The 12,630-nt window shown below is 54.9% G+C and carries 8 protein-coding genes; 5 read left to right on the top strand and 3 right to left on the bottom strand.

Features of this window, described 5'->3' with window-relative positions; all coding sequences use genetic code 11:
- Positions 1-103 precede the first annotated feature (103 nt).
- The 4 genes from Q31a_RS16910 (at position 104) to Q31a_RS16895 (ending at position 5,584) form a co-directional block, all read left to right on the top strand.
- On the top strand, positions 104-1,213 hold the full coding sequence (locus Q31a_RS16910; RefSeq protein ID WP_145080336.1) for a DUF1559 domain-containing protein: 1,110 nt from the start codon (positions 104-106) through the stop codon (positions 1,211-1,213).
- A 721-nt stretch (positions 1,214-1,934) separates the two neighbouring features.
- The gene (locus tag Q31a_RS16905; RefSeq protein WP_145080333.1) at positions 1,935-2,921 is read left to right on the top strand and encodes a hypothetical protein; all 987 of its coding nucleotides are present in this window, start codon (positions 1,935-1,937) and stop codon (positions 2,919-2,921) included.
- Between the two features lie 149 nt (positions 2,922-3,070).
- Positions 3,071-3,940 carry a hypothetical protein gene (locus tag Q31a_RS16900; protein ID WP_145080330.1) on the top strand — a complete coding sequence of 290 codons (870 nt, stop codon included), beginning with the start codon at positions 3,071-3,073 and terminating at the stop codon, positions 3,938-3,940.
- A 432-nt stretch (positions 3,941-4,372) separates the two neighbouring features.
- Positions 4,373-5,584 carry an acyltransferase family protein gene (locus Q31a_RS16895; RefSeq protein ID WP_197355342.1) on the top strand — a complete coding sequence of 404 codons (1,212 nt, stop codon included), beginning with the start codon at positions 4,373-4,375 and terminating at the stop codon, positions 5,582-5,584.
- Between the two features lie 27 nt (positions 5,585-5,611).
- Here the strand turns inward: Q31a_RS16895 and Q31a_RS16890 are convergent, their stop codons facing one another.
- Positions 5,612-6,385 carry an enoyl-CoA hydratase/isomerase family protein gene (locus tag Q31a_RS16890; protein WP_145080324.1) on the bottom strand — a complete coding sequence of 258 codons (774 nt, stop codon included), beginning with the start codon at positions 6,383-6,385 and terminating at the stop codon, positions 5,612-5,614.
- Positions 6,386-6,483: 98 nt separating this feature from the next.
- Between Q31a_RS16890 and Q31a_RS16885 the strand changes: the two genes are divergently transcribed.
- Positions 6,484-7,947, top strand: a complete 1,464-nt coding sequence (locus Q31a_RS16885; RefSeq protein ID WP_231690803.1) for a sulfatase-like hydrolase/transferase — start codon at positions 6,484-6,486, stop codon at positions 7,945-7,947.
- A gap of 699 nt (positions 7,948-8,646) precedes the next feature.
- Here Q31a_RS16885 and Q31a_RS16880 read toward each other — a convergent pair.
- Together Q31a_RS16880 and tkt are read right to left on the bottom strand one after the other, a co-directional pair.
- A complete protein-coding gene (locus tag Q31a_RS16880; protein WP_145074767.1) occupies positions 8,647-9,939 on the bottom strand; it encodes an IS1182 family transposase in 1,293 nt (430 codons plus the stop codon).
- Positions 9,940-10,465: 526 nt separating this feature from the next.
- Positions 10,466-12,526, bottom strand: a complete 2,061-nt coding sequence (gene tkt / locus Q31a_RS16875) for a transketolase (protein WP_145080321.1) — start codon at positions 12,524-12,526, stop codon at positions 10,466-10,468.
- Positions 12,527-12,630 lie beyond the last annotated feature (104 nt).

The raw sequence follows: 12,630 nt of genomic DNA, 5'->3' as shown, positions 1-12,630 counted from the left end.
CATTATGATAGGTAATATTAGTGGTTCCCAAGCTTAAGATGTGTTAACATGCGGCAGGCATTCGGCCTTTTAAGAGTGTTTGTTCGTTATACTGGAGTTATTTATGTTGAGGTTGCGTCCTTTACGCAGTGTTCGCTCGCGGGGTTTTACGCTCGTTGAGCTACTAGTTGTCATCGCTATTATTGGAATTCTGGTGGGTTTGCTCCTGCCAGCCGTGCAAGCTGCCCGTGAAGCAGCTCGACGGATGCAGTGCTCGAATAACCTGAAGCAAATTGGGTTGTCGATGCATAATTACGAGAGTTCGCACCGCGTTTTCCCGAGCTTGTCCAATGGAGCTACCCACCCCGGTGCTTCGTGGGATACGAGCTGGAACAGTGCGATGAATCGTCACAGCGCATTTCTTGCTTCCTTGCCTTACATTGAGCAGGGCCCGCTATTCAATCAGATCCAAGCGGGTGCTCCTGATCCTGCTCAAGGCTCTTCGGTGCAGACCAATGGAGGCCCACACTCGCTGCGCCCCTACGCACCGTACCTAGCAAAGATTTCTTCCTTCCTGTGTCCTTCCGACCCAGGTGCAACCGGCACGGGGCTCTCGAGCAACGCGCCAATTAACTATGCTCTCTGCACAGGTGATTCGACGTTGGGCCTCGATGGCCAACACATCGTCAATTCGAGAAACAATCGCGGATTATTTAGTCACCTAACCGGCAAGAAAATTGGTGCAGCCACAGATGGTACGAGTAACACGATCATGTGTGCCGAAAATACCATCTATCTTGGACAAGGCATGATTCACGGTCACTACACCGTAATGGCCAATGCCCAAATGCGAGCCAGCCCTTTGGCTTGCAAGCAAACCAAGGGTCCTAGTGGCACTATTGTTGGCGATTTGCCAGCTTCGCACCACCGCGACGGTGATGCTTGGGCATCGGGTTATCCAATGATCTGTGGTTTCAATACCATTTTGCCACCCAACGATCCTTCCTGTGCGAATGGAGCTGGCGAATGGCAAGAAGGTATCTTCACTGCTGACAGCTATCACACCGGTGGTGTGAACGCGGTCATGACCGATGGCTCTGTTCAGTTCATCAGCCAAAGTATCGATACGGGTAATCTTGCGTTGCCAGTTCCAACGAGTGGCCCAAGCCCTTACGGTGTTTGGGGAGCTCTGGGAACTGCTTCCGGTGGAGAGCCCGGCGGACTGCCTCAATAAGTCCGATCGCAACCAATTGTTGGTTTCACAAAACGTTCGTGGGTTTCGCCTGCGGACGTTTTTTTTTGCCGATTTTAAACAACTTTGCGCAGCGTGACCGCATAGACGTGAGATTTTCTGCACGCGATTGCGCCCTGGTCCCTGCAGTGCCCTGCTAGGACGCCTGCTGAGATGGGCAGGCTAGGCAAGTTTTCGAATTCCTGGAAACGGTCGGCCGGCGGGATGCATTGCCGCGTCGGCTGTAGGCCCGCTAGCAAAATAGAAATCAATGAAGACCCGCAGGGCGTTATGGGGCTGGACGAGGAATTGACCTTCAAATCCTGCTCTAACTGGATGTGTCACCACCTGCCTGACGCAGCAGCTCGCTCGAGCAGTGTCAAAAAAGCAGTGTCAAAACGATTGCGAGCATCTAGGGGGAGTCTTCCCGGAATTGCACTGCCATAGCAACCATTTGGTTGCCTTGCTCCTACCGTGGTTGTCGATATTGTTAAGCAGGAAAGGCTGAGCAAGCATCAAAACTCACGAGACTGGCATATCAAACGTTACTGTACGTTTGCATAGTTGACGATAGTAGATAGTACAAAGGTGCGGGCAAGAAGTCTTGCACGAACTCCCCTCCCCCCTCGATTCGCGTGATCTGCTCACCAACGCTGGTTGACTGAAGAGAGCGGGAGGCTATCGCGTTTCCATTGGGCTTTGATGTCACCTGTGCAAGGCACTCATGTTTACCGCTGGTTGTACGCTGTCACGTTTGCAGAGTTTGCGATTGCAGGCCTCGCAAGGGAAACGCCATTTCGGCTTTCGGTCGATCTCGTGGATGGCCGCTGCGCTATGGTGCATTTCTTTGGGATGTGCACGAGATCACTACATCTACGGAGTCAAACCCAACGGAGTGTCGTTTGAGCGGCCTCAAACTGTTGATGCTAGCAATGCTTTGGCGATCGGCGGAGACCACCCTTTCGTTGACCGCATTGAACACTGGGTTCAATTTCCGAGACGCAGTGTGGCTGCCTTCCTGGGAAAACCTAGAGTAACCGAAGCCGAATTGATCGAAAAACGCTTTGAAGCGTTGGAGGCTGCGGAAGCTTATCTAGGCGACAACAGGTTATCGGACGTCTATATCGATCTTCGCCGGTACGAGCCGAGGGAGCAATGGGAGAGGATGCTAGCCAATGATCGCATTTCTCCATTTTGGAAGGCAACGGGAGGAACCCTCAGCGTCCTGGGATATGCTCTGATTCCGCGTCGAGCGTTAGGGTCGGACCACTACGATCCGTACACGAACACGCTAAGTCTGAATTCAATTGATCCAGTCAAGGCCCTCTATGAAGCTGGGGAAGCCAAGCAGTTTCGGCAGCACTACTTCCTGGGGACATACGCGGTATTTCAGTTGGCACCAGTCGCTCCGCTCTATCATCACGCGCATGCCACGTCGGACGTGTTGACTTATGCAATGGTCAATGGGGACTGGGAGCTCGAGCGGCAGCTGTACCCTGTCGCCTACGGACGATTGGGGCGCGCGGCGGTCTCTGAGACCATGTCGGTGGTGCCCTACGCGGCTGGGAAGCCATTCTACACGACTCCGTTGATGGCACTGGCCGGCGGTGTTGTGGGCAACGCGACGGGCAACTGGGTATTGAGATATCGGTCGCTGAGTCGAGAGTGGCAGACTGCAGGGAAGCCTAGCCAAGTCTTCAATTCAGACTGAGTTGCCATTGACGTGTGCTGGTCCCAGCCGGTACATCTTGAGGCAAGCCAGTCTCGTCATGAGGGACCGGTTGAATTGCAAGGTATCGACGTAGCCGCACAGGAATCGTAGTCGGCTTGGTTTCACTATAAGTTGCAGGAAGTAGCACAATGCCCCTAATTCGTTCGTTCCAACGCGGATTATCGCTTGCCGTTCTGGTAACCCCATTTGCCGTCGGTTGTGGCGGTGGCGACTCGGCCAACACAGGGGGACCGGCGACGGCCGCCTCCGATTCGACGCCCGCTGTAGCCACCTCAGCTGCGGCCGGCCCTACAGCCGCGAATGAAAATGCAAATTCGGCTGCAGCACTTGCCACTGCATTTCCAACGGCGACCGTCGTTACAGACGGGGCTGAGACGGAAGCATCCGAGTCGGTGGCTGTCTTTCTCGATGCCCTAAGACGTGGAAATGAGCAAGCTGCCAATGGCGTATTGACTCAGAAGGCGCGCGAAGCGCTCGCAGCATCCCAGTATGGAATTCAACCTCTTGGTACTCCGGAAGGTGTGTACAAAATTGGTCGCGTCGGCTTCCCCTATGCCGAGGACCAGGGAGTCGCCCTAGTTGAGTGCACTTGGCAGGAGCCACCGGTCGACGACCAGCCAGCGGAAAAATTGGATATCGTATGTGAAGTCCGGAAAACGGTAGAAGGCTGGAGAATTTCCAGTATTGCCTTCACCATTCCTGAAACCGAGCAAACGGTATTTATCGACTTCGAAGACACAGCCTCTCTCGAATCGACTCTAGCATCGGCAATGGGAGACGCTCCGCCAGCCGGAGCCGCCGGTGAGCAGCTCCCCAACCAGACCGCAAATGAGTCGTCTGTTGGCCTGCCCTCGCAGAGCATGCCTCCAGCTGGTAACGCGACGGTGAACTCGTTCCCCGATTTCCCCAGCCCGAACAGTCAGCCAAGCCAAGGCAGCGTTGAAACACCGCCAACTCAAATAGCGATGCCTCAGTTCGGTGCACCTGTGCAGCGCTAAAGACTCATTGCAATCGCTTGAGTCCAACCGCGAGCAATCAAACATTTACCCAAAACCGTCCAGCAATCTGGGCGGTTTTTTCGTGTTTAGTTCACTAGTCGAAAATAGGGTTGCAGGCGGCGAAGTCTTCGGCCTGGATCGGATTGCTCGCACTCGCACAGTCGTTTATCGAGCGGCTTGAAGTTGAGTCAGGCCGGCTTGAGCACAGGCTAGCTCGCAAGAGGATCGTTACAATCCGACCAGCCCTACTTGCAGTGCTGGCATGCTTAGGATCCCAGCGCCATTTTTTTAACGCTTCTGTAGTCGCGACCTAAACTCCCCAAGACGCGGAGCATGTTTGGTTTGTGCGACCCAAACTGGCATGCTTCGCGGTCTTTGGTTGGGCGTATCCCAGTTTCCTTGACACAAATTCTAAAACTGCATGCGACCGCTATGCCGACTTCCACTGCTTCAGTATCGATACCGCAACGCGTGTGGCAAGCTGGCATGCATATTCCACAACTCGATGGAGTGCGTGGTTTAGCAATTCTGTTGGTAACGCTATATCGGTTTTCCAAAGAGATTCCCGTCGACACTTGGCTGGGGCAAATATTGCACAGCGGTTTTGGGTTAGGCAACCGAGGAGTCGATTTGTTTTTTGTGCTTAGTGGCTTTCTGATCACTGGCATCCTGGTCGACACCAAGGGACAAGCGAACTATTTTCAGCACTTCTTTTCGAGGCGGAGTCTGCGGATTTTCCCACTGTACTTTGTGGCGCTGCTCCTGTTTTTGGTAGTGCTTCCGCGGAGTGGTTTTTTCCCTGGGGTATTCGACCAAGCGATTCAAAATCAGGCCTATCTATGGACCTACATGGCGAACGTAAAGATGGGGATGGAAGGTGCGTGGTGCTTCGGTGTACTCGATCCATTCTGGTCGTTGGCGGTTGAGGAGCAGTTCTATTTTGTTTGGCCCATTATTATCTTCATGGTATCCAGCCGAGTTGCGCTGCGGCTAGCTATTGGCTTGGCTGTTATGAGCGCGGGGACTCGCGTTGCCTTTGCAACACTTAGTTCCAACGGTGTGGCACCTGATGTGCTCAGCATCTTTCGGTTTGACGCACTGCTCATCGGTGCGGCTCTGGCCCTGCAAATTCGAACGACGCGCGGCTTGGAGCCGCTCAAATTCTGGGTCTTACCTGTACTTGCCGTGTGCCTGGCGGCGGGGATGGGGCTCGACCTGCTTGGCAAACGCATGAGTACCGTGGGACATACGCTTTGGCCCATCGCCTGGGCCTGTGTTTGCGTGTACCTGCTCAATGCTACACCCAGGCACTGGCTGGCCCGCTTTTTCAACACGGCTGGACTCAAAAACTTGGGCCGGTATAGCTATGCCATGTACGTCTTCCAAACTCCGCTGATCCCGCTGACTGCCGGCGTGCTGTCCGTCAGTCTTTTGACTGGTTGGGTGGGGAATAGCCTAGTCGCCAACTTGGTCTATATGGGACTGATGTTCGGTTTGACCTACGGTGCCGCGCTTCTGAGTTGGAACGTTCTGGAGCGGCATTGCTTAAGTCTGAAACGCTATTTCCCGACAGACGGCACGCGTCCTCCGGCCTTTCGACGGCAAAGATTGATCGATGGTGTGCATCAATTGGCGTCAAAGTAGGTCTGGAGTCACGGCACGCGGTCTCTGCTAGGGAAACTTGGGAGCACGCTTCTCCGCAAAGGCGGTCAACCCCTCAGTGGCTGCTTCGGTCGTAAGTGCCGTAGCCATAGCGGCAGCACCGCTGGTGAGCATCGTTGACAGCTGTTCACCAATCATCTCGTTCAAGACTCTCTTCGAAAGTTGCACGGATTCAGCAGCCCCCGCAGCGATCGAGTCAATCCAGTTACTCGAACGAACCCAGATCTTGTCGGATTCTACGACATGGTGCACCAGCCCAAGGTTCTTGGCTTCCTCGGCGGAGAGTTCGTCCCCGCCCAGGGCTAAGCGGCTGGTCGTGGCAGCCCCCAATCGGAATTGCAAGAGCGGAATGACCAGACCAGCGACCAGGCCGAGTTGGGGAGCAGGGACACTAAACGTGGCTCGATGGCTTGCCACCACAAGGTCGCATGCCAACGCAAGTGCGAGGCCACTGGCCTGCGCCGCTCCATCGACGGCTGCTACCACTGGTTTCGGAAGTTGGAGGATCTGTTCCAGCAATGATTGCAAGCTGATTGCATCTTGATGCCAAGTCGCTAACGCATCGCGCTGCATGGTCGTTTCGTGCAATTCTTGCAGGTCGAGTCCCGTGCAAAAGTGGACGCCTGCACCACTGAGGACAATTCCTCGCACTTTCTTTTCCTGTCTTAGATCGTCCAAGGCCTGAGATAGTTGCTCAATCATTTTGCGAGTGAGCGCGTTGCATCTGCTCGCTCGGTCCAGGATAATGGTCCCGGTGGAACCATTCACTTTAACTGTGATCATGCTACGGTACCTAATGAGCTTCGAATGAAGTGGCTATGTAAGGTCCCCTTCGAAGCAACCTCACCTAGAACTAACATCCCACCGAAGGAAATGGACGAATGATACCAAGTCGATTTTGGTCAACGCTAGAGCAGGAGTCGCCAGAACCTGAGTGTACTGGCGGTTTGACGGAGCCAACTCGTACGGAGCCAACATGGTACAGCATGGTGTCCGGGATCGGCAAGCTGTTGATGGCTGGAGTGGCGGGTGCAGTTGCGGCGCTGTCTTGGGCGACTCCCAATCTGTCCGCTGAGCAGCCCAAGCCACTTCCCGATATTGTCTACTTGATTTCCGACGATCAAGCTTGGAGTGACTATTCCTTCATGGGGCACGAGCAAATTCAAACGCCCCAGCTTGATCGGCTGGCTCGTGAAAGTCTGCTGTTCACCCGGGGCTACGTGCCTGACAGTTTGTGCCGTCCCTCACTGGCCACCATGATTAGCGGTCTCTATCCCCACCAGCACGGCATTGTTGGCAACGATCCCCCTCCCAGTTCCAAAGTGGCCAAATCCGCTGGGAGATCTCGTGGAGGGTTGTATCGAGATCCCACGTACCAGCAGGACATCGAGCAATATTTGAAATTGCATATCGATCGCATGAAGACCCTTCCTGATCGATTGAAGCCACTGGGATATCGAAGTTTGCAGACCGGCAAGTGGTGGGAAGGCAATTACGCCCGCGGTGGTTTTGATGCGGGGATGACCCATGGGGATCACACCCGAGGGGGCCGCCATGGTGATGTAGGACTCTCGGTTGGGCGAACGACCTTTGAGCCCATTGCCAGTTTCATCCAGGAGAGCAAGGCGGCAGGCAAACCTTACTTCCTGTGGTACGCTCCATTTTTGCCCCACACTCCGCATACTCCTCCACAAGATTTACTGGACAAGTACCTAAAGCTTGCTCCCACTGAATCCATTGCTAAGTACTGGGCCATGTGCGAATGGTTCGATCAGAGCATTGGTCAAGTGCGGAGTGCAATCGAAGAGCATGGCAATCCTGACAATACAATCATTGTCTATGTTTGTGACAATGGCTGGATTAATCTTCCAGATAGGAGTGCCTATGCTGCACGAAGTAAACGGAGTCACTACGATGGCGGAATTCGGACTCCGATCATGGTGCACTGGCCTGGCCACGTCGAACCGCGCCGCGACGAGACTCATTTGGCCAGCAGTATAGATATGGTCCCCACGGTACTTGGCCTGTTAGGTCAGCCGGCCGATCCCGAGCTTCCAGGAATTAACTTGGCTGACTCAACTCTAGTGGAGAATCGCGACACACTCTACGGCGAGATCCTAGAGCATGATATTCAGAGCATGGACGATCCCCAATCGAGCTTGATGTATCGTTGGTGCATCGAAGGCGACATGAAGCTAGTTGTCCCGGAGAACGCTCGAGTACCGGATGCCGAAGTGGAGTTGTATAACGTCGTGCTCGATCCGTGGGAGACCAAGAATCTCGCAGAGCAGCAACCTGAGTTAGTTGCGAAATTGCGTAGCAAAATTGACGCATGGTGGCCGTGAGCAAATCTCAGTCGGCCTCATGATAACGCGACGGAGTGCTGCGACCGCCGGTCATAGCACTCGTGCCTCTCCCAAATGGCCTGCGGCCTCGTTTACCTCGTAGCCGCGTGAGCAGGGTGAGGTTGACGATGCAGGGGAGTGACAGTGGAAGTATCCTGGTGAGTTCATGCCTTGTCTGTGGCTTGCATGTCCCGCTTCCTTGCTGACGCCGTGGGTTGCAATTGTCTAGCAGGAGCTGTGCCCTCTCGTAACCCGCCGCGTGAGCAAGGCAAGGTTGACGATGGGGGGGGAGTGACAGTGGGAAGTATCCGAGTGAGCCCATGCCTTGTCTGTGGCTTGCATGTCCCGCTTCCTTGCTGACGCCGCGGGTTGCAATTGTCTAGCAGGAGCTGTGCCCTCTCGTAACCCGCCGCGTGAGCAAGGCAAGGTTGACGATGGGGGGGGAGTGACAGTGGGAAGTATCCGAGTGAGCCCATGCCTTGTCTGTGGCTTGCATGTCCCGCTTCCTTGCTGACGCTGCTAGGCTGTGAAGTTTTTTCACCAACGGACTCTTTTGGTATTCCAACCACGAAATTTTTTCGAATTGGCGGCTGAAAGTCTTACCTGGTCGGATTGTTGGCCAGCAAGTTAGCTCCTGTCCATCATGCTCATCTCTTCGAGTTGTGTTATTTCTCAACCAAGCGGTTGTCTTGCAACTGCTTAGATTGCCAAGGCCCCCAGGTTTACCATGCGTGTGAAGTTAAAGGCCACGGCATGCCATAGCGCTACCGCTTTGACCTTCACCAGTCCTCGAACTTTGAATTGCCGAAGGTTCCGATTGCGGCAGTCCGCATTGGGAAACTCGGCAACCGACGGGCGCGTCTTGTAAAGCTCTTTGTATTCCTCTTTGGCCATTCTCGCGCGAAACGCTGTGTATTCGTCGCTTTCGCCAGGTTGCTGCGCGTGAGGATCTTTGCCTTTGCTTTCCAATACCGATCCACGGGGGATCGTGGAGACGACTTCGGTCCCTTTAGACTCCACGGTCTTAACATCGCCCTTGGTTGCGTAAGCGGAATCGACCAATTGCGTCTTGGGTGTCTTGTCGTAAGTTGAGCACACTTTCTCGTGCATTGGTGCCATTTGGCCACTGTCAGTTCCCGAGTTGATAACATCGACAGCGACTATTACTCGCGAGTCAGCATCGGTTGCGAACTGGACGTTGAAGGCCGGATCGAAGCCACCATTGGCCATCTTCATATTACGGGCGTCAGGGTCCGTAGTGCTCACGCGAGTCTTTTCGCCGTCACCTTTTCTCCGAGACTCGCGCTGCTTACTAAGCTCCTCAAACTGTCGCAAAGCCTCATCTAATCGCTCTTGACGCTCACGCGATGCTCGTTCGACTGCCGCTTGGCGACGTGCGTCTCCATCGGAACGATCGCATTCGTTCTCGGATTCTTTCTTCAATCTATCTACGTGAGCCTGAGCCTGCTGCTGCAATGACTCAAGCGTCGGCTTGCGGCGAAACGAACTACTGCCTGCACTAGCCCGAACGCGCATTCCGTCTTGGGCAATGGTCTCCAGGGGCACCAGACCTTGGGCGACCAACGAGGCAACCGTGTCAACGAGCGTCTTCTCCAAGAATGCTCCGTTCTCCACTCGAAAGTCGCTCAACGTGTGATAATTGACCGTGACATTTCCGAGCGTCCATAAATAGGCTATGTCCGTCTCGCATCGGCGACCAAGTTCTCGGGCTGTGCCGATGCCATCCAAGGTTGCCAGAAGCCACAGTGAAACCAGTATCTCCGGCGCAATACTATTGCGGCCAACGGTGCTCTTGGTGACAACGATCTTTTCATACAGAGGTTCTAGGTCCAACGTTTTGACAAACGACCAGACAATGCGAGCACGATGGTCGCGCGGAAGCATATCTTCAAGTGAAAGCATGTGCATTTCCACTTGAATACGATGGGGGCGGGAAACACGAGCAAGCTGCGATGGTTTTTGAGTATTCATGCTATAGTTGTAGCGCCCAAAATTAATTTGCAAACCACTTGGCTAAAAATTCACAGCCTACGCGGGTTGCAATTGTCCAGCAGGAGCTGTGCCCTCTCGTAACCGCGTGAGCAAGGCGAGGTTGATGTTACGGGGGAGTGACCGTGGGAAGTATCCGAGTGAGCCCATGCCTTGGCTGTGGCTTGCATGTCTCGCTTCCTTGCTGACGCTGCGGGTTGCAATTGTCTAGCAGGAGCTGTGCTTCCTCGTAGCCGCGTGAGCAGGGTGAGGTTGACGATGCAGGCGAGTGACAGAGGGAAGTATCCTGGTGAGCTCATGCCTTGGCAGTGGCTTGCATGTCCCGCTTCCTTGCTGACGCTGCGGGTTGCAATTGTCTAGCAGGAGCTACACGCTCAGATGGGGCCCGCCGTGGAGTGTCGGTGGCTGCACTGGGGAATCAGAATGATTGAATGCTGCGTTTTCCCCAACGCCTCCCGCACAAAAGTGCGGTGAGGCTAATTGTTGGGCAACGACCGGACGTTTCCGTCTAATCCTTGGCTCCGCTGACCGCCACGCGAGCGAAGCTGACGATTTGGTCGGCGGTGATCTTGAAGTGCTGATACAGCTGATCGATCGGAGCCGAGGCACCGAAGCTGCTCATGCCGACAAAGTGGCCATCAGCGCCGATGTACTTGTCCCAGCCTTGGCGAATTCCCGCTTCGCATGCAATGCGATGTTTCACCGATTTAGGCAATACACTTTCGCGGTAGTCTGGCGACTGATCGTCAAACAGTTCGTGGCAAGGCAAGCTAACCACGCGAGCTGCAATGCCAGCAGACTTGAGTTCTGCCTGGGCTTTCATGCACAATTGGATTTCGGTTCCCGTTCCCATCAGGATCACCTGAGGCGTTCCCTCGCAATCGCTCAAAATGTAACCTCCCTTGCGAGCGCCGCTCGCGGCACCCAAGTGCTTGCGGTCGAAGGTGGGAACATTCTGACGCGACAGGACCATGGCTGCGGGATGATCCGTCATTTCCATAGCGCTGCGGTAGCACTCAGCGACTTCATTGGCATCGGATGGCCGGTAGACATACAACCCAGGGATAGCTCGGCATGCAGCCAAGTGTTCGACGGGCTGGTGGGTGGGGCCATCTTCTCCCAAGCCGATGGAGTCGTGGGTCAGTACATACAGCACCGGTTGGTGCATAATGCTGCTGAGCCGCATCGAGGGACGCAGGTAGTCGGTGAAGACAAAGAATGTCGCACCGTAGGAACGCAAGCCGCTAAGGGCCATACCGTTGAGGATGGCAGCCATTCCATGTTCGCGGATGCCAAAGTGCATATTGCGACCCGAGTAGCTGTCGTGTTCAAAGCCCTTGAGTCCGTCCAGCAGCGTCATGGTACTGGGGGCCAAATCGGCAGAGCCTCCGACCAACCACGGAAGGTTGGGGGCAAGCATGTTCAGGACTTTGCCACTACTGACACGGGTGGCCATTCCCTTTTCATCCGCAGGAAATTCGGTGATTCCCTTGTCCCAAGCTGCGGGCAATTGCCGGGCAAACAATGCGTCGAGCTCAGCGCCTTCCTTAGCAAATTGGCTCTTGTAGCTGGAGTACAACGTCTCCCATGCGCTTGAGGCGGCGGCACCTCGCTTACCGATCGTGTCCGCAAAGTATTCGGGCACGCCCGCGGGTACTAAGAACTTTTCGTCCTCAGGCCAGCCATACGCCTTCTTGGTTAGCTTGATTTCCTCGTCACCCAAAGGGGCGCCGTGGGCACCGTGCGAATTGGCTTTGTTGGGAGATCCGAAACCAATTACGCTGCGCACCAAGATCAGGGTTGGCTTGTCGTTGCAGTCCTCGAACGACTTGAGCGCCTGAGCCATGGCAGCCAGATCATTGGCATCCTTCACGCGGGCTGTATTCCAGCCTAATCCTTCAAAGCGTCGGGCTACGTCTTCACTGAAGGCCAAGTCGGTTTCACCTTCGATGGTGATTCCGTTGTCATCGTAAATCCAACACAGATTGGACAGCTTGAGGTGTCCAGCCAGGGACGCAGCCTCGTAGGCCACTCCTTCCATCAAGTCGCCGTCGCCGCACATGGCGTAGGTGTTGAAATCGAAGAGCTCGAACTTTGGGCGGTTGTAACTAGCGGCAAGCCACTTCGAGGCTATGGCCATGCCAACGCTGGTTGCAACGCCTTGCCCTAAGGGACCTGTGGTCGTTTCAATGCCCGCCGCTTCACCATACTCGGGGTGTCCGGCACAGGGGCTGTGTAGCTGGCGGAAATTCTTGATGTTGTCGAGCGTGATCGAGGGGCGGTCGAGTACCTTGCCCGATTCGTCAGTCGCACGAATGCCGGTCAAGTGGATCATGGAGTACAGCAGCATCGATGCGTGGCCGCAGCTCAATACAAACCGATCTCGGTTGGGCCATAGCGGCTGAGCCGGATCGTAGCGGAGTGCATCGGCCCAGACCTGGAATGCGACTGGAGCCAAAGCCATCGGCGTTCCGGGGTGTCCGCTCTTGGCTGCCTGTACGGCGTCCATACTGAGGGTACGTATCGTATCAATAGCCAGTTTTTCGATTGCCGGTGAAGAGACGCTCATAGACCGCTTTCTCAACAGAAGATTGAAGATAGTTCGATAGTTTGTAAGTATCGAAGAACGCGGACCGCTTTCGACGATAGTGAGCCTGCGAGGATACCCAGAAT

Origin of the sequence: Aureliella helgolandensis, assembly GCF_007752135.1 — a bacterium.
GTDB lineage: Bacteria > Planctomycetota > Planctomycetia > Pirellulales > Pirellulaceae > Aureliella > Aureliella helgolandensis.
This window is presented reverse-complemented; position numbering and strand designations above follow the sequence as displayed.

What these genes read in the sequence shown, in the direction of transcription:
- Q31a_RS16890 (WP_145080324.1), bottom strand. Translation starts at nt 6,385, where the DNA reads ATGATCACAGTTAAAGTGAATGGTTCCACCGGGACCATTATCCTGGAC.
- Q31a_RS16905 (WP_145080333.1), top strand. Translation starts at nt 1,935, where the DNA reads ATGTTTACCGCTGGTTGTACGCTGTCACGTTTGCAGAGTTTGCGATTG.
- Q31a_RS16880 (WP_145074767.1), bottom strand. Translation starts at nt 9,939, where the DNA reads ATGAATACTCAAAAACCATCGCAGCTTGCTCGTGTTTCCCGCCCCCAT.
- Q31a_RS16910 (WP_145080336.1), top strand. Translation starts at nt 104, where the DNA reads ATGTTGAGGTTGCGTCCTTTACGCAGTGTTCGCTCGCGGGGTTTTACG.
- Q31a_RS16895 (WP_197355342.1), top strand. Translation starts at nt 4,373, where the DNA reads ATGCCGACTTCCACTGCTTCAGTATCGATACCGCAACGCGTGTGGCAA.
- Q31a_RS16885 (WP_231690803.1), top strand. Translation starts at nt 6,484, where the DNA reads ATGATACCAAGTCGATTTTGGTCAACGCTAGAGCAGGAGTCGCCAGAA.
- tkt (WP_145080321.1), bottom strand. Translation starts at nt 12,526, where the DNA reads ATGAGCGTCTCTTCACCGGCAATCGAAAAACTGGCTATTGATACGATA.
- Q31a_RS16900 (WP_145080330.1), top strand. Translation starts at nt 3,071, where the DNA reads ATGCCCCTAATTCGTTCGTTCCAACGCGGATTATCGCTTGCCGTTCTG.